General features: G+C 67.6%; 31 protein-coding genes. 8 read left to right on the top strand and 23 right to left on the bottom strand.

What is annotated here, in order from left to right:
- Positions 1-3 precede the first annotated feature (3 nt).
- Positions 4-678 carry a DNA-3-methyladenine glycosylase family protein gene (locus tag AC3DET_RS02860; protein ID WP_488390657.1) on the top strand — a complete coding sequence of 225 codons (675 nt, stop codon included), beginning with the start codon at positions 4-6 and terminating at the stop codon, positions 676-678.
- Between the two features lie 45 nt (positions 679-723).
- Here AC3DET_RS02860 and AC3DET_RS02855 read toward each other — a convergent pair whose 3' ends face one another.
- The 8 genes from AC3DET_RS02855 to AC3DET_RS02820 form a co-directional block, all read right to left on the bottom strand.
- Positions 724-1230 (bottom strand): hypothetical protein, encoded by a 507-nt coding sequence (locus AC3DET_RS02855; RefSeq protein ID WP_488390656.1) that lies wholly within the window; start codon positions 1228-1230, stop codon positions 724-726.
- Between the two features lie 120 nt (positions 1231-1350).
- Complete coding sequence (locus AC3DET_RS02850; protein WP_488390655.1) at positions 1351-2178, bottom strand: M15 family metallopeptidase; 828 nt, start codon at positions 2176-2178, stop codon at positions 1351-1353.
- A 9-nt stretch (positions 2179-2187) separates the two neighbouring features.
- Entirely contained in the window at positions 2188-2733 is a 546-nt protein-coding gene (locus AC3DET_RS02845) for a PH domain-containing protein (RefSeq protein WP_488390654.1), read from the bottom strand.
- A 7-nt stretch (positions 2734-2740) separates the two neighbouring features.
- Positions 2741-3541 (bottom strand): alpha/beta hydrolase, encoded by an 801-nt coding sequence (locus AC3DET_RS02840; protein WP_488390653.1) that lies wholly within the window; start codon positions 3539-3541, stop codon positions 2741-2743.
- 11 nt (positions 3542-3552) lie between these two features.
- Entirely contained in the window at positions 3553-3732 is a 180-nt protein-coding gene (locus AC3DET_RS02835) for a DUF4177 domain-containing protein (protein WP_192200670.1), read from the bottom strand.
- The gene (locus AC3DET_RS02830; protein ID WP_298126394.1) at positions 3729-3926 is read right to left on the bottom strand and encodes a type II toxin-antitoxin system antitoxin; all 198 of its coding nucleotides are present in this window, start codon (positions 3924-3926) and stop codon (positions 3729-3731) included. Before AC3DET_RS02830 ends, AC3DET_RS02835 begins: the two co-directional genes overlap by 4 nt.
- Complete coding sequence (locus AC3DET_RS02825) at positions 3923-4198, bottom strand: hypothetical protein (RefSeq protein WP_488390652.1); 276 nt, start codon at positions 4196-4198, stop codon at positions 3923-3925. Before AC3DET_RS02825 ends, AC3DET_RS02830 begins: the two co-directional genes overlap by 4 nt.
- A 15-nt stretch (positions 4199-4213) precedes the next feature.
- Positions 4214-5077 (bottom strand): SPFH domain-containing protein, encoded by an 864-nt coding sequence (locus AC3DET_RS02820; RefSeq protein ID WP_337730216.1) that lies wholly within the window; start codon positions 5075-5077, stop codon positions 4214-4216.
- 120 nt (positions 5078-5197) lie between these two features.
- On the opposite strand from AC3DET_RS02820, the gene purT reads away from it, so the two are divergent.
- Together purT and AC3DET_RS02810 are read left to right on the top strand one after the other, a co-directional pair.
- Positions 5198-6382: a formate-dependent phosphoribosylglycinamide formyltransferase gene (purT, locus tag AC3DET_RS02815; RefSeq protein WP_488390651.1), complete on the top strand. Its 1185-nt coding sequence runs from the start codon at positions 5198-5200 to the stop codon at positions 6380-6382.
- Between the two features lie 10 nt (positions 6383-6392).
- Positions 6393-6692 carry a hypothetical protein gene (locus AC3DET_RS02810; protein ID WP_337730214.1) on the top strand — a complete coding sequence of 100 codons (300 nt, stop codon included), beginning with the start codon at positions 6393-6395 and terminating at the stop codon, positions 6690-6692.
- 21 nt (positions 6693-6713) lie between these two features.
- Here the strand turns inward: AC3DET_RS02810 and AC3DET_RS02805 are convergent, their stop codons facing one another.
- From AC3DET_RS02805 to AC3DET_RS02790, 4 genes are all read right to left on the bottom strand, one after another.
- On the bottom strand, positions 6714-7913 hold the full coding sequence (locus AC3DET_RS02805) for an endonuclease/exonuclease/phosphatase family protein (RefSeq protein ID WP_488390650.1): 1200 nt from the start codon (positions 7911-7913) through the stop codon (positions 6714-6716).
- Between the two features lie 96 nt (positions 7914-8009).
- Entirely contained in the window at positions 8010-8384 is a 375-nt protein-coding gene (locus AC3DET_RS02800; RefSeq protein ID WP_446537432.1) for a hypothetical protein, read from the bottom strand.
- Positions 8385-8524: 140 nt separating this feature from the next.
- The gene (locus AC3DET_RS02795; RefSeq protein WP_488390649.1) at positions 8525-9247 is read right to left on the bottom strand and encodes an arginyltransferase; all 723 of its coding nucleotides are present in this window, start codon (positions 9245-9247) and stop codon (positions 8525-8527) included.
- A gap of 1 nt (position 9248) precedes the next feature.
- The gene (locus AC3DET_RS02790) at positions 9249-9833 is read right to left on the bottom strand and encodes a phosphatase PAP2 family protein (RefSeq protein WP_446537431.1); all 585 of its coding nucleotides are present in this window, start codon (positions 9831-9833) and stop codon (positions 9249-9251) included.
- 141 nt (positions 9834-9974) lie between these two features.
- Here AC3DET_RS02790 and AC3DET_RS02785 point away from each other — a divergent pair, with 141 nt between their 5' ends.
- On the top strand, positions 9975-10700 hold the full coding sequence (locus AC3DET_RS02785) for an EF-hand domain-containing protein (RefSeq protein WP_488390648.1): 726 nt from the start codon (positions 9975-9977) through the stop codon (positions 10698-10700).
- A 46-nt stretch (positions 10701-10746) separates the two neighbouring features.
- On the opposite strand, the gene AC3DET_RS02780 is transcribed toward AC3DET_RS02785, so the two are convergent.
- The 5 genes from AC3DET_RS02780 to AC3DET_RS02760 all read right to left on the bottom strand — a co-directional run bounded on the left by AC3DET_RS02780 (position 10747) and on the right by AC3DET_RS02760 (position 15404).
- Positions 10747-11892, bottom strand: a complete 1146-nt coding sequence (locus AC3DET_RS02780) for an RNA polymerase sigma factor (protein WP_488391160.1) — start codon at positions 11890-11892, stop codon at positions 10747-10749.
- A gap of 79 nt (positions 11893-11971) precedes the next feature.
- A complete protein-coding gene (locus AC3DET_RS02775; RefSeq protein ID WP_488390647.1) occupies positions 11972-13186 on the bottom strand; it encodes an RNA polymerase sigma factor in 1215 nt (404 codons plus the stop codon).
- 84 nt (positions 13187-13270) lie between these two features.
- Entirely contained in the window at positions 13271-13780 is a 510-nt protein-coding gene (locus tag AC3DET_RS02770; protein WP_488390646.1) for a putative signal transducing protein, read from the bottom strand.
- A 10-nt stretch (positions 13781-13790) separates the two neighbouring features.
- Complete coding sequence (gene tesB / locus AC3DET_RS02765) at positions 13791-14708, bottom strand: acyl-CoA thioesterase II (RefSeq protein WP_337730207.1); 918 nt, start codon at positions 14706-14708, stop codon at positions 13791-13793.
- A gap of 114 nt (positions 14709-14822) precedes the next feature.
- Positions 14823-15404: an N-acetylmuramoyl-L-alanine amidase gene (locus tag AC3DET_RS02760; RefSeq protein WP_488390645.1), complete on the bottom strand. Its 582-nt coding sequence runs from the start codon at positions 15402-15404 to the stop codon at positions 14823-14825.
- A 78-nt stretch (positions 15405-15482) separates the two neighbouring features.
- Between AC3DET_RS02760 and AC3DET_RS02755 the strand changes: the two genes are divergently transcribed.
- The 3 genes from AC3DET_RS02755 to rlmKL all read left to right on the top strand — a co-directional run bounded on the left by AC3DET_RS02755 (position 15483) and on the right by rlmKL (position 18790).
- Entirely contained in the window at positions 15483-15974 is a 492-nt protein-coding gene (locus tag AC3DET_RS02755) for an MOSC domain-containing protein (RefSeq protein WP_446537426.1), read from the top strand.
- A complete protein-coding gene (locus tag AC3DET_RS02750; protein ID WP_337730204.1) occupies positions 15971-16498 on the top strand; it encodes an alpha/beta hydrolase in 528 nt (175 codons plus the stop codon). Before AC3DET_RS02755 ends, AC3DET_RS02750 begins: the two co-directional genes overlap by 4 nt.
- Positions 16499-16654: 156 nt before the next feature.
- A complete protein-coding gene (gene rlmKL, locus AC3DET_RS02745) occupies positions 16655-18790 on the top strand; it encodes a bifunctional 23S rRNA (guanine(2069)-N(7))-methyltransferase RlmK/23S rRNA (guanine(2445)-N(2))-methyltransferase RlmL (RefSeq protein ID WP_488390644.1) in 2136 nt (711 codons plus the stop codon).
- Positions 18791-18796: 6 nt separating this feature from the next.
- Here the strand turns inward: rlmKL and AC3DET_RS02740 are convergent, their stop codons facing one another.
- The 6 genes from AC3DET_RS02740 to aptA form a co-directional block, all read right to left on the bottom strand.
- On the bottom strand, positions 18797-19642 hold the full coding sequence (locus AC3DET_RS02740) for a cyclic di-GMP-binding domain-containing protein, MshE-related (RefSeq protein WP_488390643.1): 846 nt from the start codon (positions 19640-19642) through the stop codon (positions 18797-18799).
- 43 nt (positions 19643-19685) lie between these two features.
- A complete protein-coding gene (locus AC3DET_RS02735) occupies positions 19686-20054 on the bottom strand; it encodes a response regulator (RefSeq protein ID WP_192200689.1) in 369 nt (122 codons plus the stop codon).
- Positions 20055-20181: 127 nt separating this feature from the next.
- Entirely contained in the window at positions 20182-21351 is a 1170-nt protein-coding gene (locus tag AC3DET_RS02730; RefSeq protein ID WP_488390642.1) for a serine hydrolase domain-containing protein, read from the bottom strand.
- 80 nt (positions 21352-21431) lie between these two features.
- Positions 21432-22922, bottom strand: coding sequence for a CoA-acylating methylmalonate-semialdehyde dehydrogenase (locus tag AC3DET_RS02725; RefSeq protein WP_488390641.1), 1491 nt, complete (start codon positions 22920-22922; stop codon positions 21432-21434).
- A gap of 228 nt (positions 22923-23150) precedes the next feature.
- Positions 23151-24266, bottom strand: coding sequence for an alanine dehydrogenase (gene ald / locus AC3DET_RS02720; RefSeq protein WP_192200692.1), 1116 nt, complete (start codon positions 24264-24266; stop codon positions 23151-23153).
- 65 nt (positions 24267-24331) lie between these two features.
- On the bottom strand, positions 24332-25702 hold the full coding sequence (gene aptA / locus AC3DET_RS02715; protein ID WP_488390640.1) for an omega-aminotransferase AptA: 1371 nt from the start codon (positions 25700-25702) through the stop codon (positions 24332-24334).
- Positions 25703-25947: 245 nt separating this feature from the next.
- On the opposite strand from aptA, the gene AC3DET_RS02710 reads away from it, so the two are divergent.
- Positions 25948-26496, top strand: coding sequence for a cupin domain-containing protein (locus AC3DET_RS02710; protein ID WP_446537421.1), 549 nt, complete (start codon positions 25948-25950; stop codon positions 26494-26496).
- The last annotated feature ends 60 nt before the right edge of the window (positions 26497-26556 follow it).

Raw genomic sequence — 26556 nt, 5'->3', positions numbered from 1 at the left:
GCCATGCCCCGTCACGCGCGCGGCTTCGATACGGAACATGCGTGGGACCATCTGACCCGGCGCGACCGCAGACTGGGTGCGTGGATGAAGCGGATCGGCTACATCGAACCGCAGCCCACATGGAAGAAGACCTTCGACCCCGTCGATGCGCTGGCCAGGGCGATCCTGTACCAGCAGCTGAGCGGCAAGGCCGCCGCCACCATCGTGGGGCGCGTGGAAGCGGCGATCGGCAGTGCCCGCCTGCACTTCGACACACTGGGCCGGATCGACGACGTCGCGCTGCGCGCCTGCGGGGTTTCCGGCAACAAGGCACTGGCGTTGCGCGATCTCGCGGCGCGTGAGCAACGGGGCGAAATCCCCACGCTGCGGCAGATGTCCACCATGCATGAGGACGACATCGTCGCCGCGCTGGTGCCCATCCGCGGCATTGGTCGCTGGACGGTGGAGATGATGCTGATGTTCCGCCTGGGACGGCCCGATGTGCTGCCCATCGACGACCTTGGCGTGCGCAAGGGCGCGCAGTTCGTCGACAAGCTGGATGCCATGCCGACGCCGAAGGAATTGCTGGCTCGCGGTGAGAAATGGGGCCCTTACCGCACCTACGCAGCGCAATACCTGTGGCGCATCGCGGACTTCGGTGTCGAGGCGAAGGCGCCGACGAAGCGTTCGCAGGATTGACCGGGGATCCTGCCCGCCTGTGAAAAGGCGAGCCTTCGGAGTCGCTCAGCGCGCGCTACTGTCGGTGGCTTTTACGGCGAACAAGGGGTCCTCGCTGAGCGAGCGCCTGGGTGCTGGCGGGTTGCGTTTCCAGTCCCGCAGGAAACGGTGGTAACGGTAGGTCGCCGTCATCGCACGGAAGTAGAAGATGGCGAACACCAGGCCCAGCACAAGCCCGGAGGGCTTGCCGGTCTCGACCATGACCAGGATCTTCGACAGCACGAAATAGAGCAGCATGATCGTGGCCGCCGTGCGGCTGCGCTTGTGGATGCCGAACGCGAGCAGTGCGATCAGGCCGACATCGACGAGATTCCACGCGTCGTAACCAATTTCACGGTCGGCACCTCCCAGCGAAACCAGGGTCACGAGCAACGTCATCGCGCCGGAGATGCATGCAGCGACCCAGCCGTGCTTTATCGGGCGCGTGATTTCGTCTGGCAGGTCACGATCGAGAGGCTGGCGTGCATCGGCCACCGTCGCGGCGGGACTTTCATACGGGTTGGGTGTGCTCATGGCTTCCTTCCGGTTGGATTCCAGGGACGTAAGGGGCCGAACGACGCCTTCGCCTCTACCGCCGTCGGCGGTATTCGTCGGCTGACCCGCGCCCAGCGTGTGCGCCGCGAGCCCATACCGTCAAGAGGTGGTCGCTCCCACGAAACACCAATGCCAAGGCTCATAGACGATGCCATGCGGATTGCCGCGCGGGTAACTCAAGACAAAGCCGAAATCGCCGGCATGCCCGGTCAGCCATGCGAAGGCGGCAGTGTGCTCGAACGACTCTTCGGCCGGCGGCTCGCCGGGCGCGCCGATGTCGAGCGCATTGCCGCTGTGGTGTTCGCTGTATCCGGGTGCCGCGTTCACGGTAAGGATCTGGTCCACCGTCTGCCCGCGCGCGCGCTTCCGCGCGAAGATCCCAAGCTGGTAATCGTGGCTGCGATAACCGGAGATCGCATCCAGCGATATGCCCTCACGCGCGGCAGCCGCCTGCATTGCGCGCCAGGCCCGGGCTGCGCCGGCGGTCAACCACAGCGGCCGGCGGTAGCGGTCGAATCCGGCGAATGCGAGGGCCGCGGGTTCCGCGACCAGCGGCAACCCCGTGCGTTCGCCGTATCCCTCATCCAGTCCCAGCGCGTGGAGTCGATCCTGCAGGGCATGCAGTGGCAACGAGCCCGGCGCACTTGCATCAGAACCGCGCGTGCCTGCTTCGAGTCTGTCCAGCGCATCCCACGCGTCATCCAGCCCCGGTTCCCGACGAAGGCATGGCACCAGCGGTTGCACGGCGCGGCGGGAGATCGCCGCCAGGTAGCGGCCGTCGTGCTTGCGGCGCAATACGGTATGCGCCGTCGCGACAGCGCGCGCGTCAGCGTTGCTGCGCACGCGCAGCAGGTCGGCAGGCCATAGTTCGATCTGCGCCGTGTTGAGCAGGATGGATTTCAGCGGTCGGGCGGGCAGGCGGTGCATGCCCGCAGCTTAGCGGCGCGGCGTGGGGGCCGCCAGTTCGCGCAGGCGTGCCAGCACATCGGCAGGGCGCGTCGGGCTGAGCATCAGGAGGCCGCCATCCCGCTGTGGCAGCAGCAGGACACGGGTACGGTCGGTGACCAGGCAGAACGCCCTGGTGAGGTTGCGCAAGCGGAAATGGCCGGCCTTGAAGCCCGGCAGGCTGAAACCGTTCGTCTTCAGCATCGGTGCCAGGTCGGTGTGTTCTTCCAGGCTCAGTATGCGTGCCCTGTCGAGATCGAAGGCTTCCACGGTGAGCTTCCTGGTGTAGAACGTCGCGAGCACCTGCAATTCGCGGTTGTCCAGCACGATCCGGCGACGCCGCAGAGCGAAGGTGAGCACCACGCCGACGGCCAGCACGAACGGCACCGCCAGCCATGCCACCGAGGGCGGCGGTGTACGGGATTCCATCGTCATCGCCACGATTACCGCGCCGATCGCGGCAAGCACCGGCAGCCACAGCCACCAGGCGACGTGGGAGGACAGCGGGGCGACGTCGAATTCCTGCTTCTGGTGCATGGGGTTCCTAGTGCGCGTCGGCGGAGGGAATGCAGGCGTGGAGGGTGTCGGCGGTGGCCAGCAGCCGCAGGGCTTCTTCGCTCAGTCGCTGCTGCTGGACCTGACGTGACACGCGCGCGACACCATCGCCAGGCTGGAATCCATAGTCGCCGAACTGCGAATGGTTGCCGCCCTCGATTTCAATCCAGCGTGTATCGGACGGCAGCAGGTGCCGGTTGCGTGCGACGCGCGCGGGCGTGGCCAGGCCATCGCGTCCGCCCACGAGCTTGGTGACCGGCAGCTGCAAGGCAGACAGGTCCGCATCGCGAGGATGCGAAGTGGCCACGAGCAGCAGCGCCGTGCTGCGTTCGGGATGTGCGAGGACATGGCGCGATGCCACTTCGCCTCCGCGCGAATGCCCGCCGATGACCCAGCAACGTACCGCGGACATGGCCGCCATGGCGGCGCGGCCCCGCTCCAGGACGGGCGACCCTTCCGCGCCCCCCAGAGCGCCGCGGCGCGGCAGTTCGATGACGGCGGCGGGATAGCCGGCTTCGGCGGCATTCCGGGCCAGTCGGGCGTAGGCGCGAGGGTCGACCAGTGCGCCGGAGAAGAACAGCAGTCCCGTCGCATGCAGCGATGTGGCACGTGGCCTGAACTCCCAACGGCCATCGCCGTGCACCACGACAACACGATCGTCGGTCAGGGAGGCGCGGCGACCGTCCGCATTCGCACGGTACGCGAGCAGGCACCAGACGGTGAACACGACAGTGGCTGCCAGCCCCAGCGCGACCCAGATGCGCTTGATCCGTCGAACGAGCCCGGCCACGGCGTCGGTGCTCAGGCCGGCTTCCGGAAGAACAGGCGCACCGAGACTTCGTGCTCGATGAAGAGCGTGCTGACCAGCTCCCATCCTTGCGCGCTCATCTTGTCCAGCTCCTGCTGGATGCGGTCGGTGAGCTTGCCGGCGAACATCTTGTACGGAACCTCGACGACCTTGTGGCTCCAGCGGTGGTTCATGGCGATTCCTTCCTGGTGTTGGCGGACGCATCGCCCTTCGGCAACCGTCCAGACTTGCGCAATGCATCGCGCAGCACGTATTCGATCTGGGCATTGAGCGATCGCAGTTCGTCGTCCGCCCAGCGCTGCGCCGCGGCCAGGACCTCGGCATTGATGCGCAGCGGATAGGCCTTCTTGTCCTGCTTCTCGCTCACGGGTTGTTCCTGTTGCGGCGCAGCTGCAGCAGCATCGACACGATCAGCGCATTCACCAGCACGACCAGCGCGATCACGATGGCGTGTACCCGGCCGTTGTCATCGCCGGCCCAGTACACGCCCACGGCGCCGGCCTGGATCGCCAGTCCCACCAGCACCCAGTGCACGGCCATGCCGCGCGAGCGGGCATCGGGTCCGCGGCTCATCCATGCGCCGATGAGCAGGGCGGGCAGGCCGGAGATGGCGAGGACCAGCGGAACGAGGGCGTTCATGCGCGCGCGCCCGTGTCAGTAGATGGAGCCGGTGTTGACGATAGGCTGGGTGCCGCGCTCGCCGCACAGCACGACCAGCAGGTTGCTGACCATCTGCGCCTTGCGCTCCTCGTCCAGCTTCACCACATCGTTCTTCTGCAATTCGGCCAGGGCCATTTCGACCATGCCGACGGCGCCGGCCACGATGCGCGTACGGGCTGCGATCACCGCGTTGGCCTGCTGCCGCTGCAACATCGCCTGGGCGATCTCGGGTGCATAGGCCAGATGGCTGATGCGGGCTTCGATCACGTCCACGCCGGCCCTGCCCAGGCGCTCGGCGATCTGTTCCTGCAGGTGCTGCGAGATCTCCTGCGGGTGGCTGCGCAACGCGATCTGGCCATCCTCGTGCTGGTCGTAGGGATAGCTGGAGGCCATCGCACGCAGCGCGGATTCGGACTGGATGTGCACGAAGCTCTCGTAGTCGTCCACGTTGAACACGGCTTCGGCCGAATCCACGACCTGCCACACGATCACGGCCGCGATCTCGATCGGGCTGCCATCCAGCTCGTTGACCTTCAGGCGGCTGCTTTCGAAATTGCGGATGCGCAGGGAGATCTTCTTCTTGGTGAAGAAGACGTTGTTCCAGCGCAGGCCGTTGTCCTTCACCGTACCCACGTACTTGCCGAACAGGCTGAGCACGGCGGACTGGTTGGGTTCCAGCTTGTACAGGCCCGCCATGACGAAAAGGGCGGTGGCCCCCAGCAGGGCACCCAGCAACAGGCCGGCAGGCTGCTTGTTGGCGGCGGCCGTGATGAAGATGGCGGCGGCTCCCAAGGCCAGCAGCAGGACTCCCAGCAGGACCGGAATTCCGGGCAGCGACGACTTGGCGTTCTCTCTCATGGCACATCCCCTTGTTGGAGACTTAAAGATATCAATTTGATATCAGATGTCAACGAGCTGCATCCGCCGTCCGTCGGCCCGCCCGGTAAACTGGCGCCCTCTTTCCACGGACCACCGCGCATGACGACCCTCGGCACCCCGCTTACGCCCCACGCCACCCGCGTCCTGCTGCTGGGGTCCGGCGAGCTGGGCAAGGAAGTGGCCATCGAGCTACAGCGACTGGGCGTGGAGGTAATCGCCGCCGACCGCTATGCCGATGCCCCGGCCATGCAGGTGGCACACCGCTCGCACGTGCTGGACATGCTGGACCCGGCGGCGATCCGCGCACTGATCGCGCGGGAAGAACCCCACCTGGTGGTGCCCGAGATCGAGGCCATCCATACCCAGACGCTGGTGGAACTGGAAGCCGAAGGCGCTGCACGGGTCATTCCCACCGCGCGCGCCGCACGGCTGACGATGGATCGCGAAGGCATCCGTCGGCTGGCGGCGGAAACCCTCGGCCTGCCGACATCGCCCTATCGCTTCGTGGATACGTTCGAGGAGTATCGCGATGCGGTGAAGGCCATCGGCCTGCCGTGCGTGGTCAAGCCGGTCATGTCGTCGTCAGGCAAGGGCCAGAGCACGCTGCGCGGCGAGGCGGACATCGACACGGCCTGGGACTATGCCCAGACCGGCGGTCGCGCCGGTGCCGGTCGCTGCATCGTCGAGGGCTTCATCGATTTCGACTACGAGATCACCCTGCTGACGGTGCGCCACGCCGGCGGCACCGCGTTCTGCGACCCGATCGGCCACTGGCAGAAGGATGGCGATTACCGCGAGAGCTGGCAGCCGCAGCCGATGACGGCGCGCGCGCTGGAGCGGTCGCAGCAGATCGCGCGGGCCGTGACCGACGACCTGGGCGGCTGGGGCCTGTTCGGGGTGGAGTTGTTCGTCAAGGGCGACGATGTGTGGTTCAGCGAAGTGTCGCCGCGTCCGCACGACACCGGGCTGGTCACGCTGGTGTCGCAGGCATTGTCGGAGTTCGCGCTGCATGCACGCGCGATCCTGGGCCTGCCTATTCCGGTCATCCGCCAGAGCGGGCCGTCCGCCTCATGCGCGATGCTGGCGCATGGCTGCGGCGTGCCGCTGTTCGGCAACGTGGAAGGCGCGCTGGCCGCGCCTGATACCGCGCTGCGCCTGTTCGGCAAGCCGCGTGTGGAAGGACATCGCCGCGTGGGCGTGACGCTGGCGCGTGCGGACAGCATCGAGACTGCGCGGGCGGCAGCGCGCGCGGCCGCCGAAGCCATCACCATCGAACTGGAATGAGGCGCGCGCCATGAACGGAAATACCGGCTACGCCGTGTTCTTCTTCCCGCAGGCGCTGGAAGCACTGGGTGAAGCGATCAAACCCTATCTGACCAACCAGCCCGAAGGCCCGCACATCTTCTGCAAGGAGATCGATACCGGCGGCGCCTTCACCGAAATGACCCTGGTGGGCAAGGATGCCGAAGGCCATGACGTGCAGGTGGAGCTGATGGTACCGGGCAGCATGATCCGGATGATCGTGTCGGCGCAGAACGAGGCCGTCTTCGGCTTCGGCCCACGGATCGCGGCGCCGGCTGTGGGGGCGGCATAAGTCGCGCCGCGGCGCTCCGCCCTAGAGGGCCAGGTCCACCCACACCAGATGATGATCGCTGCCATCGGCGATGGCGGCGTCCGGGTGGTCCTTCTTCGGCCAGAACACGCCGCTGCCCGTCAACGCGAAACCGGTGGACGGCAGCACGTAGTCCAGGCGCAGCGCGCCGTTCCGGCGCCCGAAATCACCCGTGACATGCGCGGGTGCGCCATGGCGCTGCAAGCCCTTCGCCGCGTAGGCGAGCGCGACTTCTTCGCCGCCTTCGCTGCGGGGCGTGGCCATGCGCATCACGCGCGGGTGTTCTAGAAGCTCGATGATGGCTTCGTGGTGGCCGTCGCCATCGGCGGGATCGTTGTTGAGGTCGCCTGCAATGACGAAGCGCGCGTCGGCGGCAAGTCCCCCGCATCGCCCCTGGTCGTCGCAGAGCCACGGGACATCGCTCGCGCCCAGGTATTCGCGCCACAGCCGGATTTCGTCGGCATTGCGCAGCCCGTTGCGGTTCTCCGGGCCATCGAACACGGGCGGCGTCGGGTGCGAAACCAGGAAATGCACCACGCCGTCCTGTATGCGAACCGGCACGTCCCAGTGCGATTTCGACGACAGGCGCAACTGCTTCCAGACGGCGTCGGTGTAGAAAGGTTCGTGTGTCGTCGGGTCGACGGGGTTGCTGGCACCGGGCACCGCGCTCCACCGCAACAGCTGGAACGTGCGTACCTGCGCTTCGTCGATCGGGAAGCGCGACAGCACCAGCATGCCGTACTGGCCGGGGTGCAGCCCGTAGCCCCAGGCATCGTTGCCGCGCTCGCGTCCCGTGCTGCCGACACTGCCATTGCGGTCCAGGTCCAGGCCGCTGGGTACGCCGGTGTTGACTGGCGCGAGATACCGGTAGGCGTAGTGCAGCGGATCGCCGCCGCCGGGCTGGGCGACATCCAGATAGCGCTGCTGGAACAGGTCGGCGGCGCGGTGTGCGTCGTCGTAGTCGAACTCGTTGAGCAGCACCAGGTCGGGGCGCACCTTCTGCAGCACGGCGGCGATCTTGCGCGCATGCGCGTCGTCGCCTTCCAGTTGCCTGATCACGCCACCTGCGTCATCGGAGAACAGCGACGTGTTGTAGGTCGCCACGCGCATCGTCACGACCTGCCGGCCGGCAGGCTCGCCTGGCTTCTTGAGTGAGTGGCAGGCAGCGAGCGTCATCGTGAGCAGGAGGAAGAGGGTGCGCATGCGTGGATTCTGTCATGCCGCTGTGACAGGCGTAAAAAAAGCGCCCCGGGAGACCGGGGCGCCGCGGGCCAGCGACGAGGTCGGCCCGGTGGAACGTCAGAACGAACAGCCCATCGCTGCGTACGCGGTCTTGGCCTGGTCCATCGCGGTCTTGCACTGGGCGGCCAGTGCCGTCTTGTCGGTGACGGCGGCCCAGCTGGCCTTCGACTGCTCGATGCCTTGCTTCATCATGTCGCGCTGCGCTTCCGGCACCTTGTCGCTGATGCAGGCGTAGACCTTTTCGAGGTACTGGTCGCATTCGGCGACGCCGGTGCCGGCATCGACCGTGTCGGACGTGGCGATGGCCGCATCGGCAGCAGCCGGCGCCTCTACCATGGGAGCATCCGCCGGGGGAGTCGCCTCGTCGGCGGGTTTGCAGGCCGACAGGGCCAAGGTGGTCAGTGCCGCAAGGGCAAGGAGGTTGAACTTCATGAAAGCTCCGAACGGATGAGTGGATGTCTTGATTCCCGCGCCGACGCCGATCGCGCCGGTGGCACATTCTGTGCACTTCATCACGAAGTTGCTATTCACATTTACGTCCCACACTCCGCGCACGAACGCGGCCTCTCGACTCACAGATGCGTGCGAACCCAGCCACGCCCGTCGAAGCATTCCAGCGGAGCGAAGCGGCGCTTGTAGTCCATCTTGCGGTGGCCCTCTATCCAGTAACCCAGGTAAAGGTGCGTGTAGCCATCCCGCCGAGCCCATTCGATCTGCCGCAGGATCGCCAGCGTACCCAGGCTGCGCGCTTCCAGCGCAGGGTCGTAGAAGGTGTAGACCGCCGACAGTGCGCCCGGGATGACATCGGTCACCGCCACCGCGAGCAGCTGGCCGTCCTCGCGCAACTCCACGAAACGGCCACGTGACCAGCTGCCCACCAGGAACTGGTCGAACTCCGTCGCCCCGTGGTCGTCCATGCCGCCCAGCGGATGGCGGGCGGCCAGATAACGCCGGTAGAGGGCCAGGTGTTCCTCGCCACGCAACGCGGCGACGATCCGTGTCTCCACGCGCGTGTTGCGCGCGGCGCAGCGGCGCTGGCTGCGGTCCGGGGCGAAGTCGGCCACCGGGATCCGCACCGCCACGCAGGCACGGCATTGCCGGCAGTGCGGGCGGTAGACGATATCGCCCGAGCGACGGAAGCCCCAGCCCAGCGCATCCGGATACAACTGCGGCAGGCGCGGGTCGCGCGGGTCCAGCACCAGGTCGCGCGCGACGCGGTCGGGCCAGTATCCGCAGGGATGCTCTCCGGTATGGAACAGGCGCAGGTCGTCGATAGGCTGGTTGTTCTCGCCCACGTCATCCTCCCCAGCGCGCGGCCAGCGGCCAGAACGCAAGGCCCGCCATTGCGCCAACCACCGCGCCTGCAAGCAGGTCGCGACGCGTGTGGCGTTCCAGGGCCAGGCGCGACCATGCGATGGCGGTGGCGAACAGCAGGGCGATGACCATCCACAGTGTTCCCACCTTGTGCAGCAGGAGCGCGGCGAACACCGCGAATGCGAGGTGCAGGGAGAGCTTGCACCAGCGCGCCGCGAGCATGGCCGCCAGGATCATGAACGCCGACAATGCCAGCCCGAGCGCAAGCAACGGTTGAGCCCCGCGCCATGCGACCAGCACGGCGCCAGCCGTCAGTGCGATCAGCAGGAAGCGATTCAAGGCGCTGCGCTCATGCCGCGCACTGGCGTCCACGTGCCCCCAACGCCCACGACGGACCTGCCACCAGGAGAAGCCCATTACCAGCGCAGCGAATGCGCCGAAGCCCAGTGCCGACCACGCGGCTGTACGGCGGTCCCCCTGCGCCAGCGCGATGGCGAGCACCGCCATCGGCAACACCAGCATCGGGTGGCCGAAGATGGAGAGGGCGCGGGCGAGTGGGGCAGGCATGCGGTCAGCATACTGCGGCGCCGGTGTCGCGTGGACCGCGACCGTCCGCTGGCTGAACGCGGCCGTCGGCGCGTCAACGCGGGCAGCATCAGCGCGTTTTCGGTGTCAGTGGCGCAACCGGCGCCGCGTCTCCAGGAGAACATGATGAACCGCAAGACCCTGCTTTTCGTGGCCGTGCTGGCCGCCCTTGGCGCCGGCTCCGCGCTGGCCGCCACACAGGCCGGCGACGCGCAGAAGCCGGCGCGCGCGAGCCTGGACAAGAATGCCGATGGCGCCATCGACAAGGCTGAAGCGGCGGCGCATCCGCGCCTGGCCGAGCGTTTCGCCGATCTGGACAAGAACGGCGATGGCAAGCTGACTGCCGACGAACGTCCGCAGCACAAGGGAATGCGCGGACATGGTCGCCATGGCGGATCGCGTCACGGCGATGGCTTCAGGAAGCTGGATACCGATGGCGACGGCAAGGTCAGCCGTGCCGAAGCCGCAGCGCAGCCACGTTTCGCCGAACGCTTCGACACGATGGATGCGAACAGGGATGGCGTGATCGACCGCGCCGATCGTGAAGCGCGCGGCAAGCAACGCCGCGACGAATGGTTCACCAAGGCCGATGCCGACAAGGACGGCAAGCTGACCCGTGCGGAGATCGACCAGGCGGACGTGCAGCGTCGCACCGAGTTCCAGCAGCGCGTGCAGGCCCGCATGGATGAGCGCTTCGCCGCTGCGGACAAGGACAGGGATGGGAGCCTGTCGCGTGAAGAAGTGAAGGACAACGCTCGTCTGGCCAGCCGTTTCGATGCGCTGGACGCCAACAAGGATGGCGCCCTGTCCCGGGAAGAGCTGGTCGCCGGTAAGCCTTCCCGACGCTGAGCACCACGCACGCACGCGGGTTTCCGGGTGCGTGCGTACCGGGTCGTCAGAAAGAGAGGCGGCCCGACATGATCAGTCCCGTGAACAGTCCGGTCAGCGCCAGGCCAACAGCCAGCACGAGACCCCACATCCGCCAGAAGCGCTGGCGCTGCACCTGCCGGCGCATGCCTTCCGGGTCGCGTTGCAGGTCCCGGTCCTGGCGGCGCTTCAGGATGCGCGGCAGCCAATGCCCGCTGGCCCAGCAGATGCCGCCGATGTAGACCAGGGTTACCCCCAGGTGCGGTACCCATCCGCGCACCTGTGCCAGGGCGATGATGCCCGCGACGAAGCCCGCGATCAGCAGGGTGCAGAACACGCCGTAGCGGACCAGGTCGCGTCGTTCCTGGGCATCCAGAGGATCCTTCAGTGGCTTGCGGATGCCGAACCACACCGCACTGATACCGATGAATGTTCCCAGCGCCGCGACGCCTGCCGATCCGCCCAGCAGCTTCAGCAATCCCTTGCCTGCAACCGCACCGCCAGTGCCGAGTACAGCGGCCCCCGCGGTGGGCGGTGCAGCAACGGCCAGCATGCCCAACACTCCGCTGGCGAACGCCGCCGACGGCGCCGACGTGTGCGCGAACTCGGCGAAGCGCGTCATCAGGTCTTCGCGCACGTACTGGCGCGCACGCGACAGGCGCTTGCGCACGGCGGCGTCGGTGATGCCCAGCAAACGGGCGACCTGATGCGAGCGCTGGCCTTCGCGATAGTAGAGCAGCAGCACTTCGCGACTGTCTTCCGGCAAGGCCGCGATGACCTCGCGCGCGGCCTGTTCCTGTTCGGTCTGCAACAGCGTCTCGGCCGGCGTGGGCGCGGTGTCGGCGGCGAGCGTCAATGCCAGTTCCGCCGTACCGCCCGTCATCGGACGCCGTCGCTGCGCGCGCAGATGGTCGCGCGCCAGGTTGCGGGTGATCTCGCGCAGCCAGGGCAGGAAGCTGTCCGGGTTCTTCAGCGTGGCCAACTGCCGCCACCCTTTCAGGAACGCCTCCTGCGCGATGTCCTCGCTGGCCTGTACATCGCGCGTGATCGCCAGCGCAATGCCGGTGATGGCGTTCTGGCACATCGCCACCACGCGGCCGTACGCCGCATGGTCGCCGCGCGCGGCCGCCGGCAATGTCTCACGCAGGGAAAGTTCGATCGCCAGGGCGTCCATCATGTCTCCGCTTCTTCATGGTCATGCAGGCACGACGACCGGCGAAGCAGAGTGTGACCCGTGCGCGAGGGCCGGGGAACTACAGGGGCAGTCGCCCGCTGTCGATCAGCGCATACAGGATGGCGCCGATAGCGAGCACGCTGGTCAACGCCACGGCCTTCCTGCCGATCACGTAGTCGTAGCCGCGCCGCCGTTGCGTGTTGGCCGGATGGGCGAGGATCGGATCCATGATCCGGGGCAGGGTGACCAGGTACTGGTAGTTGATCACGCACAGGCCCGCCAGCGTGACCAGGCCGATCGCCACCCAGCCGGTCGCGATGACCGTCGCCAGCATGAGACAGAACAGCCACACCGAGCCGGAGGTCGCATTGAGGGCCATGAAGCGGCGTACCTGCTGGCGTTCCTGCGCGGTCTGGCAGAAGCGCGCGAGATACCACCAGGTGAAGGCATAGCCGACCAGGCCACCGATCACGCCGCCCAGGACACCGCCGAGGGCGGCCGGGTGCTGGGTGATCTGTTCGAAGATCACGCCCAGCGAGCCGCCGGCCACGCCGCCGGTGATGCCGCCCGTGGTCAGGCCGCCCGTGCCCAGCTTGCCCACCAGTCCGGTGCCGAGTACGCCGGAGCCGATGACTGTCGCTGCGCTTGCCGCTGGCACTGCGCCGACCAGTCCACCCAACACGATCATGGTGAAGGCTGCACCGGGCGCCGTGGTGCGCGCGAAGTCGCTGAAGCGCTTCAGCAATTCTTCGCGTACGCAGGCGCGGGCGCGCGACAGGCGCTTGCGCACGGCGGCATCGCTGAGGCCCAGCAGCTCGGCTACCTGCTGCGAACTCTGGCCTTCGCGATAGAACAGCAGGAGGGTTTCGCGACTGTCCTCCGGCAGTGCGGAAATGATCTCGGTGGCAGCGATTTCCTCCTCCGTCTGCAACAGGCGCTCCGACGGCGAAGGGTCAGGATCGGCGGCCATGCCGATGGCGATCTCGGCCGCTTCGCCGGACAACGGGCGGCCGTGCTGCGCACGCAGCCAGTCGCGAGCCAGGTTGCGGGTGATCTGGCGCAGCCAGGGCAGGAAACTGGCGGTGTTCTTGAGCTTGTCGAGCTGCTGCCAGGCCTTGAGGAAGGCCTCCTGCGCGATGTCTTCGCTGGCCTGCACGTCGCGGGTGATCGCCAGGGCAATCGCGGTGACGGTGTTCTGGCAGGCGTTGACGATGCGGCCGTAGGCTTCGTGGCTGCCGCGCGCGGCAGCGGGCAGTTCGGTCTGCAGCATCAGGTCGAGGGCAAGGGCATTCATCGGGTCAGGGTCATCGGAGGGGCTGATGACCCTGACGGACCGGTGCGACGGATGTGACCGGAACCGGCACTGCAGGTGCCGGGCTCAGCCGCCGGTGGCGGGCTGGATGCGGATGCGGTCTTCTTCCGGCGCTGCATCGGCCGGTGCGGGGGCGGGCGTTTCCTGCGGTTGCGGTACCGGCGCGGGCGCAGGCACAGGCACAGGCACGGGGCGCCGCATCCACATCACGGCCGCAGCGAGGGCGATCAACGCCAGCAGGACCAGGCGGATGCGCCAGGCCCACGACCGCCGCGGCGCGGCGTCGGCTTCCTGGTCGGTGCGGAACGTCAGCGTGGGCCCCTGGCCCGGACGCGTGGTCTCCAGCAGGCCGGCTTCGCGCAGCAGGGCGCGGGCGCGTGGCTGGTCTTCGGCATGGCGTACCCACAGCGCGGGCTGCAGCTGCGCCTTCACCGGTTCGGTATAGCTGAATTGTCCGCCGCGCTTGCTCTGGTAGGAGCGGCCGTTGCTGATGAAGACGGGAATGCCCGCCTCGGTCAGCATCTTGGCCACGCCTTCGACGGTCTCGATCCGCTGGCTGGAGAACACTTGCCGCATGCGTGCGCCCTCAGTCCTTCGCCGGCACGGCCGACGCCGCTTCCGCGTCCGGCACCACGCGGATCAGGCCTTCCTGCGCGGTGCTGGCGACCAGCCGGCCCTGGCGGTCGAAGATCTGTCCCCGCGCCAGGCCGCGCGAACTGCTCGCACTGGGACTGTCGATGGAATACAGCAGCCAATCGTCCGCGCGGAACGGGCGATGGAACCACAGTGCATGATCCAGCGACGCCATCTGCACGTTGGGCTGGTAGTAGCTGATGCCGTGCGGATAGGTGGCTGTGCCCAGCAACTGGAAGTCGGAGGCATAGGCGAGCAGCGCGCGATGCAGTTCGGGCGAATCGCCCACGGGTTCGCTCAGGCGGAACCAGACCTGCTGGAACGGCGGGCGCTTGGGCGGGTTCAGTTCATCGCGCGGATAGACGTGGCGGAACTCGAACGGCCCGCGCCGCGACATCCAGCGCTGGACCTTCGGCGGCAAGGTGGCCATCACGTCCGCGGGCACGGGTGGGGCATTGGCGATGTCTTCCGGCTGCGGGACTTCCGGCATCGACAATTGGTGTTCCGCGCCGTCTTCCCCGGCCTGGAACGACGCGGCGCAGAAGAAGATCACCCGGCCATGCTGGATGGCAGTCACCCGGCGCACCGAGAAACTGCCGCCATCACGCGTGCGGTCCACTTCGTAGACGATCGGGGCTTCGATGTTGCCGGCACGCAGGAAGTAGGCATGCAGAGAATGCGCGCGGCGCTCGCCGCTGCTGCCATCCACGGTGGCCTGTGCGGCCGACAGCGCCTGGCCCAGTACCTGGCCGCCAAAGACATACTTGGTGCCGATGTCGCGACTCTGGCCGCGGAACAGGTTGTCTTCCAGCCGCTCCAGCGACAGCAGTTCGATCAGTTCGGAGACGACGGGTTCGGGGGCGGGGGACAAGGGCGGCGCCTATGGCAAAGACCGGCGAATTATAGCGATCACCCTGTAGGAGGGGCTTCAGCCCCGATGCCTTGTCGCCGGGTGCAGACGAAAGCGTCGGGGCTGAAGCCCCTCCTACACTGCGTGGGGCACCAGGCGCTCCAGCGGGGTGGCGCGCAGCACGGCATCCCAGGGGAACAGCGGGCCGGGATCCATCTTGCGCGGCACGCTGACGTCCGGGTCGTCGCTGGCGGGTTCGCGCGCGGTGTCCAGTTCCTCGTGCCCGGCGATGTAGCGCAGCGCGGGCAGTTCCTGCCGCAGATGCTCCAGCAGCGCTTTCAGGGCGTCGATCTGCGCGTCGGTGTAGGGCTCTTCCATCTTCTGGCTGCCGACGGCGAGCCAGTCGGGATAGCGTCCGGTATTGACCAGCTCGATGCCGACCGAGCGCGGGTTGTAGCCGCGCACATGGTGGGCGACGCGGTCCGGCCGCACGTAGACGTGCACGCTGCCGTCCCGGTCGATGTAGTAGTGGCCGCTGTTGCCGGTGCCGGAGGCATGCAGAATGCGTTCGCCGTACTCGCGGGCCATCGCCAGGTCGGGCAGTTCGGTGCAGTGGACCACCACCAGGTCGATCTGCGCCAGCGGGCGCGCTTCCAGCTTCTCCTCGTAGGGCAGCGGATCGACGATGCAGGCGAAAGTGGGGCGTTCGATGCTCATGCGCCGATGCTAGCAGGCGGGGGCGGGCCGTAGCCCGGTCCGGTAAACTGGCCGCCGTCCCCGCCAAGCCGGTTCCTCATGCCGCTCAACCCCGAATCCCCGCTGGCCAAGCTCATGGCCACCCTGCCGCGTGCCGGCAAGGTGGAGTGGATCGGCCTGCGACCGGCCCGCGATGAGGTCATGGTCGCCACCGGGATCGTCGAAGCCGTCACCGGCGTTGGCCTGGTCGGGGACCGCTACAAGGGCGGCAGCGGCAAGCGCGGCATCACCCTGATCCAGGCCGAGCACCTGCCGGTGATCGCAGCGCTCGCGCAGCGTCCGGACCTGGCGCCCGCGCTGCTGCGGCGGAACGTGGTCGTCTCCGGCATTCCGCTGATCGCCCTGAAAGAGCGACGTTTCCGCATCGGCGACGCGGTGTTCGAGGGCACCGAGGAGTGCGATCCGTGTTCGCGCATGGAAGATGCGCTGGGCCCTGGCGGCTACAACGCGATGCGCGGCCATGGCGGGCTGTGTGCGCGCATCGTCGAGGGCGGCACGTTCCGCGTCGGCGACGCGGTGGAAGCGCTGTGATGCGCGGCCACTGCATCCTGTCGCACGGCTTCGAGAGCGGTCCCGACGCCACCAAGGTCACCGCGCTGGCGGATGTCGCCGAACGCCTGGGTTGGAGCCACGAACGTCCCGACTACACGGACCTGGACGCGCGGCGTGATGTCAGCTCGCTGGGCGATGTGGTCGCGCGGCTGGATCGCCTGCGAGGCCTGGCACAGGCGGCGGCCGCGCGCGGCCCCGTGGTGCTGGCCGGCTCCAGCCTCGGCGCCTACATCGCCGGCCGCATCTCGCGCGAAGTGCCGGTGCGCGGCCTGTTCCTGATGGCGCCGCCGATCAGCATGGGTCCGCTACCGGAACTCGATGCCGCTGCGGTGCCGGTTTCCGTCATCCACGGGTGGGATGACGAACTGATTCCCGCACAGGCCGTGGTCGACTGGGCGCACGCGCGCCGCGCCCGCCTGCTGCTGGTGAACGACGGGCACCGGTTGTCGGACCACGTGGCTGCGTCGGCGGAAGCATTCGGGCAGTTGCTCGCCGGTCTTTGATTTTCCCTGCCGACATTCCGGCGCATGCCGGGCTTTCAACCGCCGAACGGCGGATCATCCATCTTGCTTCGCGCTGTCACTGCCAAGGTCGGACGCAACATCGACATGGTTCCCCGCTTTCGCGGGGATGACGACGCTCAATATCCGAGGTTTCCCTTGAAGTTCTTCGTCTCCTGCGCCAAAGGCCTGGAATACCTGCTCGCCGACGAGCTGCTTGCGCTCGGCGTGCCCAAGGCCACTGCCACCGTTGCGGGCGTGAATGCCGATGGCGAACCGCTGGATGCCCAGCGCGCCGTGCTGTGGTCGCGCCTGGCCAGCCGCGTGCTGTGGCCGATCGCCGAGTTCGAGTGCCTCGACGAGCAGGCGCTGTATGACGGCGTGATGGCGATTGCATGGGAGCAGCACACGCGGCCGGAGCTGACGCTGGCGGTCGATGCCCACGTCTCCGGCGAAGCCATCACCCATGCGCGCTACGCCGCGCAGCGCGTCAAGGATGCGGTGGTCGACCGCCTGCGCCAGCAGGGGCTGGAGCGGCCCTCGGTGGACGTGGAACAGCCCGACGTGCGCATCAATCTGTCGCTGCGCAAGGGGCGCGCGACGATCTCCATCGATCTGGGTGGCGGGCCGATGCATCGTCGGGGTTGGCGGCAGGCACAGAACGAAGCGCCGTTGAAGGAAAACCTCGCGGCCGCCGTGCTGATGCGTGGCGGCTGGCCGGCGCTGTACCACGAAGGGGGCGCGTTGCTGGACCCGATGTGCGGCAGCGGCACGCTGCTGATCGAAGGCGCGCTGATGGCGGCCGACGTCGCACCCGGCCTGCAGCGGCACGGCGGCCTGTTGCCATCGCGCTGGCTGGGCTTCGATGCGGAGGCGTGGCGTGCCCTCTTCGCCGACGCGGTACAGCGCGAATCCGAGGGACGCAAGGCCCTCAGGCCGGCCTTCTTCGGCAGCGATGTCGACCTGGGGTCGATCCGCGCCGCTCGGGACAACGCGGTGCTCGCGGGCCTGGCCGGCCAGTTGCAGTTTGAGGCGTGCGACGTGGCGCAATTGCCCGTGCGCGAAGAACCACGCGGCCTGGTGGTCTGCAATCCCCCCTACGATGAACGCCTGGCAGCCGACGCCGCGCTGTATCGCGCGCTGGGGGATGCGTTGCAGCGCGCGGTGCCGCAATGGCGGGCCAGCCTGCTGTGCGGCAATGCGGAGCTGGGGTATGCCACCGGCCTGCGCGCCGGCAAGAAGTACCAGTTGTTCAACGGCGCGATCGAGTGCGCCCTGATCGTCTGCGACCCGGTCGCGGTGCCCGCACGCGAACCGCGCGAGGCGCGTCCGCTGTCGGATGGCGCGCAGATGGTGGCCAACCGCCTGCGCAAGAACCTGAAGAAGTTCAAGAGCTGGCGCGCGCGCGACGGCGTCACGTGCTACCGCGTCTACGATGCCGACTTACCCGAGTACGCCGCCGCCATCGACGTGTATGCGGAGGAAGGCGGGGAGGCGCGGACTTTCCTGCACGTGCAGGAATACGCCGCGCCCGCCACCATTCCCGAGCACGACGTACGTCGCCGTTTCAGCGAGCTTTTGGCGGCCACGCGCGAGGTGTTCGGCGTGCCGCAGGAGCAGATCGCGGTGAAGTCGCGCGAACGCGGCAAGGGCGGCGCGAAGTACGGCCGCATGCAGCAGCGGGACGAATTCGTCGTGGTGCGCGAATCCGGTGCGCTGCTGCGGGTGAACCTGTTCGATTACCTGGACACGGGCCTGTTCCTCGACCACCGCCCGCTGCGTTGGCGCATGGCGCAGGAATCGCGTGGCAAGCGCTTCCTCAACCTGTTCTGCTACACCGGCGTGGCCAGCGTGCAGGCGGCGGTGGCAGGCGCGGCGACCACGACCAGCGTCGACCTTTCCGCGACCTACCTGCAGTGGTGCGCTGACAACCTGGCCGAGAACGGCCTTGGCGGTTCAAAGCATCGTCTGGTGCAGGCGGATGCCATGCGTTGGCTGGAAGCGGAGCAGGGCGAGTACGACCTGGTCTTCTGCGACCCGCCGACATTCTCCAATTCCGCCCGTGCCGACGACTTCGACGTGCAGAAGGAGCAGGTGCGCCTGCTGCGCGCGGCGGTCGCCCGCCTGGCGCCGGGCGGCGTGCTGTACTTCAGCAACAACTTCCGCCGCTTCAAGCTGGACGAGGATGCGGTAGCCGAGTTCGCGCGCTGCGAGGACATCAGCGCGAAAACCATTCCGCCGGATTTCGAGCGCAACGCCCGCATCCACCGCGCGTGGCGGCTGACGCGGGCGTAAGCCGCTTCAACCGACGATGAGGACGAAGTCGCCGCGCTGGGATGCCATCGACAGGGCCAGCGTGCTCCGGCTGGAGGCCAGATCGGCGGCGGAGAGTGCCGTGCTCGGGGGGTGCGCGCGGTAGCTGGCGTCTTCTGCGAGCGTGTCGCGCACCACGTAGCCCATCAGCACGTTGACCAGTTCGCCCAGCGCATCGATGGCGAGTTCTTCGTCGCATTCCTCGGGCGTGATCGACAGCAGCGAGCAGGCCATGGCCCGGGCGATGGCGCGACTGCAGCCCACGCCGACCAGCAGGGATTCCGAACCGGCGTCGATGCGTACGTGCGCGGTGACGTCGCAGGCGTCCAGCACGGCATCGTCCGCGATGCCCGATGCCTGGCACTGGCTGCCGGCCAGGCGCGGGAACAGGCGGTTGCAGACCCGGATGGTGCTGGTGGCCATGTCGGCCAGCGTGTGGCCGGCAATGCCCAGCGCCAGCGCATGGTTGGCTTCGTCGAGGTCGCGGCGATGGGCGACCAGTTCGGCGTCGAGCAGTTCGGCGCTCACTGCGCCCTGCTCGACCAGGATCTGGCCGAACAGCTTGCGGCCTTTCTTCTGGGCGGTCAGCAGTACATCGAGTTGCCCGGCATCCAGCAGGCCCATTTCCAGGGCGATGTCGCCGAAGCGCCGGTCTTCGGCACGCTGGCGCTCGTTGATGCGGCGGGCCTGCGCGGCATCCAGCATGCGATGGTGGACGGCCAGCTCTCCGAGCAGGGGATTGGACGCACGCTGCGCATCGAGCGCGGCGAGGAGTTGTGCGGAGGTGATGGTGCCGCGTTCCAGCAGGAACTGGCCCAGGAATTTCGCTGCCATGGTGTCGTCTCGTGCGGAAGTGAAGGAAGGGCGTGCGCGGCGGTCAGGCGACCGCTTCGTGCAGCACGCGATCCATCACTTCGGGATCGATGGGTTTCTGCAGGTACGACCGCGCGCCCAGCTTCAGACATTCCTCGATGTCGCTCTGTGCGCCGAGCGAGCTGAGGATCACCACGCGCGCGGCCGGATCCTGCGCGAGGATGCGGCTGAGTGCCTGCTTGCCGTCGCATTCGGGCATCACCAGGTCCATCAGCACCAGGTCGGGGTGCAAGGCCTGGTACTGGTTGACGGCCTCGTGGCCGTTGCCGGCTTCGCCGACCACTTCAAAACCGCAATCGGCAAGTTGGCGCGCAGCCAGCATGCGCAGTGCGCGCGAGTCGTCGCAAAGCAGGACGGTCGGACGTGACGTCATGGTGATGGATCCCCCTGTTGGATCGTTAGGGCCCCGCGGCATTGACCGACGCGGGGCGACATGTAGGCACTATCGGCCTGTCCGGGGAGATCTTGAGCGCGGGCGTGGAGGCGATGCTCCGCAGGTGTCAGGGCTGCGGGAGATCCCCTGTCGCGAGCGCTTCCTCGATGCCGCTGAATGCCGAGCGCGCGCCGGCAGGGGAGCTTCCGGTGTCGGTGGCGAAATAGGCCACGCCGGTACCCGCGTGCAGGTCCACCCACAGGCCCGAGCGCAGTCCGTACGCGTCGCCGGCGTGGCCGGCCCGTGCGATGCCATCACCGAAGGGATCGTCGCCGCAGCCCGCCACCGGAGTGGCCAGCGTCTGCACGGCCAGTCCGTAGCGGCAGAAGAAGGCGTTCGCCTGGCCGCTGCCGGTGTCCTCCTCGTGGGTCACGCCGTTGCGGCCGTCGAACGTCCATTGAGGTCCCAGGAGTGCGGCGACGCTGGCCGGTTGCAGCAGTCGCACGCCGTCCACCTCGCCGCGATTGAGCAGCAGGCGGCCGATTTTCGCCAGGCCGTTCGCGGAGATACGCAGGCCGCCCTGCGGGGAGAACAGGGCGCCGTTTTCGCCGGGCTTCCAGCGCGCAAGGTCGCAGGCCGCCCCGTCCCCGACCACCACGGCGCAGGCCGGTTTGCCGGCACGGTTGTCATCGCGCACCGGTTGGCCATCGCGGTACAGCACGACGGCGCGCGCGGCTGTCGCGCTGTCGCAGCTTTCCCAGTTGAAGCAGGCATCGAGCCGCAGCGGATCGATCAGAAGTCGCCGCATCAGCAGATCGAAGCGTTCGCCGGTGGCATTCTCCATGGCCATCGCCACCAGCGGGAAGTTGAGGTTGGTGTAGCGGAAGTGCGTGCCCGGCGCATGCGCGTCGTCCCAGGCCTTCGGATCGTCGAGGATCGTCTTCAGGGGTTCGCCCAGCGGCGTGGCGTAGTAACCGGCGGCGTCGGTGAGGCTGGACTGGTGGGACAGCAGCAGGCGCAGGGTGATCTTCGTTGCGGGAAAGCGCGGATGGCGCAGCGGCCAGCCGAGATAGGTGGATACGTCGGCATCCAGGTCCAGCGTGCCGGCCTCCACCAGCCGCATCACGCCGATCGCGGTGACCAGCTTGGAGATCGACGCGACGCGCACGGGATCGTCGGCGGTGACGTTGCGGCCGGTGGCGAGATCGGCCTTGCCTTCGACGCGGGTCGCGACGGTGCCATCGCGATCGAAGGCGACACGTACCCATGCGACGGGTTCCGCCGCCGAGGCAGCCATGGCGGCACCAAGGCAGGACAGCGACAGAATGAGGCGGCGTAGCGACATAGGCCAGTACCGTGCGGGGACCGGCCCCGACTTTACTTCATCGTCGGCATCACGAATTCGGCGGCGTGTGTTTCCGGCCAGCGGGCGGTGACGGTCTTCAGGCGCGTGTAGAAGCGCACGCCGTCCGGGCCATGCACGTGCAACGGGCCGAAGATCGAACGCTTCCAGCCGCCGAAGCTGTGGAAGGCCATCGGCACCGGGATCGGCACGTTGATGCCGACCATGCCGGCCTGCACGCGGTGCGCGAATTCGCGCGCCGCACCACCGTCGCGGGTGAACACCGCAGTGCCGTTGCCGTACTCGTGCTCGTTGACCAGGCGCAGCGCCGCGTCGAGGTCCGGCACGCGCATCACGCACAGCACCGGGCCGAAGATTTCTTCGCGATAGATGGTCATGCCCGGCGTCACCCGGTCAAACAGGCAGCCGCCAAGGAAGAAGCCGTCGGCGTGGCCGTCGACCACGTGCCCGCGGCCGTCGACGACGAGCTCCGCGCCCTCCGCCACGCCGGCATCGACGTAGCCGCGCACCTTGTCGCGGTGCGCGCCGGTGACCAGCGGGCCCATCTCGGGATCCTGGCAGCCGGGACCGATCTTCAGCGCCGCCACCTTGGGCGCCAGCGTGGCTACCAGCGCATCGGCCGTGGCATCGCCCACACAGACGGCGACCGAGATGGCCATGCAGCGCTCGCCGGCCGAGCCGTAGCCGGCGCCGAGCAGCGCGGATACCGCGCCGTCGAGGTCGGCATCGGGCAGCACCACCATGTGGTTCTTCGCCCCGCCCAGCGCCTGCACGCGCTTGCCGTTGGCGCTGCCGCGCGCGTAGATGTATTCGGCGATCGGCGTGGAGCCGACGAAGCTCAGCGCCTGCACGCGCGGTTCGTCGAGCAGCGCGTCCACCGCGACCTTGTCGCCGTGGACGACATTGAACACGCCGTCCGGCAGGCCCGACTGCTTCAACAGGTCGGCCATAAACAGCGCCGCCGACGGATCGCGTTCCGACGGCTTCAACACGAACGTGTTGCCGCTGGCCAACGCCACCGGGAACATCCACAGCGGCACCATCGCGGGGAAGTTGAACGGCGTGATGCCGGCCACGACGCCCAGCGGTGCGTATTCGCTCCACGAATCGACATCGCGGCCGACGTTCATCGAATGCTCGCCCTTGAGCAGGTGCGGGATGCCGCAGGCGAACTCCACCACTTCCAGCCCGCGGGTCACTTCGCCGCGCGCGTCGGACAGCACCTTGCCGTGTTCCGAGGTGATGATCTTCGCCAGGTCGCCGGCGTGCGTTTCCAGCAGTTCCTTGAAGCGGAACATCACGCGTGCGCGATTCAGCGGCGTGGTGGCGGCCCATGCGGGGAAGGCGGCGGATGCGGCGTCCACGGCCTGCTCCACGTCATCGGCCGAGGCCAAGGGCACGCGGGCGGTGACGGCGCCGGTCGCGGGGTCGAATACGTCGCCGAAGTGGCCGCTGGTGCCCTCCATCCGCTGTCCGTTGAAGAAGTGATGCAACGCTTCGGTCATGGCCGACTACCTGGTGGAGTCCCTCTCCCCGCATGCGGGGAGAGGGTGCCCGGAGGGCGGGTGAGGGGCGACGGAGCCCTTGTCTTCAATCGTGGCGCGGTGTTTCGAGTGTTGCTTTTTCCAGTCGCTCGATAGGGTCGTCATGGTCGAGGCGGTGATGGCTCCGGCGTGCCCCTCATCCGCCTTCGGCACCTTCTCCCCGTGGGCGGGGAGAAGGGAACAGCAGGATCAGGCCAGCGCTTCCCGCGCCGGCACGTACGCGTAACCGAGATCGTCGGCCACGGCCTTGTAGGTGATCTTGCCGGCGTGTACGTTCAGGCCGTTGAGCAGGTGCTCGTCGTCCAGCATGGCCTGCTTCGCGCCTTTGTTGGCCAGCTGCACGGCGAAGGGCAGGGTGGCATTGGTCAGTGCGAACGTGGACGTGCGGGCGACGCCGCCGGGCATGTTGGCCACGCAGTAGTGGATGATGCCGTCCACTTCGTAGGTCGGGTTCTGGTGGGTGGTGGCCTTCGAGGTTTCGAAGCAGCCGCCCTGGTCGATCGCCACGTCCACCAGCACCGAGCCCGGACGCATCAGTTTCAGCTGGTCGCGCGAGACGAGCTTGGGCGCGGCGGCACCCGGGATCAGCACCGCACCGATCACCAGGTCGGTGTCCGGCAGGCGTTCCTCGATGGCGTCGCGGGTTGAGTAGATCGTGGTCAGCTGGTGGCCGTACAACTCATCCAGGTACTTCAGGCGGTCGAGCGAGCGGTCCAGGATGGTGACGTGTGCATTCATGCCCATCGCCATGCGCGCGGCGTTGATGCCGACCACGCCGCCGCCGATCACCAGCACTTCGGCCGGCTTCACGCCCGGCACGCCGCCGAGCAACACGCCGGAACCGCCCTGCGCCTTTTCCAGCGCGTGCGCGCCGGCCTGGATCGACATGCGGCCGGCGACTTCCGACATCGGCGCGAGCAGCGGCAGGCCACCCTTGCGGTCGGTGACGGTTTCATAGGCGATGCAGGTGGCACCGGAGGCGACCAGCGCCTTGGTCTGCTCCGGATCGGGTGCGAGGTGCAGGTAGGTGTAGAGCACCTGGCCGGGGCGCAGCATGGCGCACTCGTTCGGCTGCGGCTCCTTGACCTTGATGATCATGTCGGCGCGCGCAAAGATCTCTTCGGCGGTATCGACGATCTGCGCGCCGGCCTTGACGTACTGCTCGTCGGTCAGGCCGATGGCCTTGCCGCCGTCGCGCTGCACGAGGACCTGGTGGCCATTGGAGACGAGTTCGCGCGCGCCGGCCGGGGTAAGGCCGATGCGGTATTCGTGGTTCTTTATTTCCTTGGGGACGCCAATCAGCATGTTGCTCTCCAGTAGCGGGAAGGGGCTTCGCGCGTGGGGAGCGCTGGTGCCATTGGTCCGTAATTTTACGCGGTTGCCCGTATGGTGTCCGCCAGGACATCCACGATCCGGTCGATGTGGTGCTTTTCCACGATCAGGGGCGGCGACAGGGCGATGACGTCGCCGGTCACCCGGATCAGCAGGTGGCCCTCGTGGAAAGCACGACTGAACACATCGTAGGCCCGCGCGCCTGGTGCACCGGTGCGTGGCGCCAGCTCGATCGCGCCGACAAGGCCGTAGTTGCGGATGTCCACGACGTTGGGCAAGCCCTTGAGCGAATGCAGCGCATCCTGCCAGTAGTCGCCGAGTTCCAGCGCCTTGTCGAAGAGGTTTTCTTCCTCGTACGTATCGAGCGTGGCCAGCGCAGCGGCGCAGGCCAGCGGATGGCCGGAGTAGGTGTAGCCATGGAACATGTCGATGGCGCTGTCCGGCCCGCTCATGAACGCGTCGAACATGCGGTCCGACACGAAGGTGGCGCCCATCGGCACGCAGCCGTTGGTGATGCCCTTGGCGGCGGTAATCATGTCCGGCGTGACGCCGAAGCGCTGCGCGCCGAAGGCATGCCCCACGCGGCCGAAGCCGGTGATCACTTCGTCGAAGATCAGCAGGATGCCGTGCCTGTCGCAGATCTCGCGCAGCCGCTGCAGGTAGCCCTGCGGCGGGATCACCACGCCGGCGGAACCGGAGATCGGCTCGACGATGACGGCGGCGATGGTGGAGGCGTCGTACAGCGCGATCTGCCGCTCAAGGTCTTCGGCCAGTTCGATGCCATGCGGCGGCAGGCCTTTCGAGAACGCATTGCGCGACACGTCAAGCGTGTGGCGTATGTGCGAAACGGCGGGAAGTCCTGGGCCGAACCACTTGCGGTTGTTCGGCAGGCCACCCACGGACATGCCGCCGAAGCCGACACCGTGGTAGCCCTTCTCGCGACCGATGAAACGCGTGCGTTGGCCTTCGCCGCGTACCCGGTGGTAGGCCAGGGCGATCTTCAGCGCGCTGTCCACGGCTTCCGAGCCGGAGTTGCTGAAGAACACCTTGTTGAGGTCGCCCGGCGCAAGCGCGGCCAGTCGTTCCGCCAGCCTGAACGGCAGCGGCGAACTCATCGAAAAATTGGGCGCGAAGTCGAGCGTGCCGATCTGCTGCCTTACCGCTTCGACGATGCGGGGCCGCGCATGGCCGGCGTTGCAGCACCACAGGCCGGCGGTGGCATCCAGCACCTCGTTGCCGTCGACATCGCGGTAGTACATGCCGGACGCGCTGGCGAGCAGCCGGGGCTTTGCCTTGAACTGCCTGTTGGCCGTGAACGGCATCCAGAAGTGGTCGAGCGAGGCGGGTGCCTCCAGGTTCTGGCGGGCGTAGTGGTCGGCCAGGGCGGAGGAGGTGTCGTCGGCGCTCATCGCGGCTCCAGGGGACGGGACGGATGCGGGCAGCTTAGCGCGTTGAAAAAACTTTACAACTGATGTGCCGTGGGTCCCCCTGAGCGCATCGCTGTTGCAGGAGGGGCTTTAGCCCCGACGCTTTCACACCAGAAGCCTCGGGGCTAAAGCCCCTCCTGCAAATCGCCGGTCCGGGGCTTTCCAGCAGGGTTGCCCAGGGGTGTAAAGTATCCCGCAACACTTTCCGCTTTCCTGCAAGGGTGGTGATGGACATCGGCGCACGCCTGCAACTGGTCCGCAAATCCAAAAGCCTCAGCCAGCGCGAGCTGGCCAAGCGCGTGGGCGTCACCAACAGCACCATTTCGTTGATCGAGCAGAACAAGGTCAGCCCGTCGGTGAGCTCGTTGAAGAAGGTGCTGGACGGCATCCCCATTTCGCTGGCCGACTTCTTCACGCTCGACCTGGAAAAGGGGCTGCCCGACAGCCCGTTCTATGTGGCCGACGAATTGCCGGACGTGGGCAGTAACGGCATCCATTACTTCCTCGTCGGCCAGCACCGCCCGCAGCGCCAGATGTGCATCCTGCGCGAAGTGATGCCGCCGGGCAGCGATACCGGCGACAGCATGCTGGCGCACGACGGCGAGGAGGGCGGGGTGGTGATCGCAGGCGAAGTCGAGGTCACCGTCGGCGACCAGGTGCGCGTGCTGAAGGCTGGCGAGGGCTATTACTTCGAAAGCCGTACGCCGCATCGCTTCCGCAACGTCGGCGACACCGATGCCGTGATTGTCAGCGCCAATACACCGGCGACGTTCTAGATGATTCGAGCCCCTCTCCCGTCGGGAGAGGGGTTGGGGTGAGGGTCCGGCGAAGCCAGT

The sequence above is a fragment of the Pseudoxanthomonas sp. 97-1-1 genome (genome assembly GCF_057773125.1).
The sequence above is the reverse complement of the archived record's forward strand: the minus strand, read 5'-3'. Positions and strand labels throughout refer to the sequence as shown.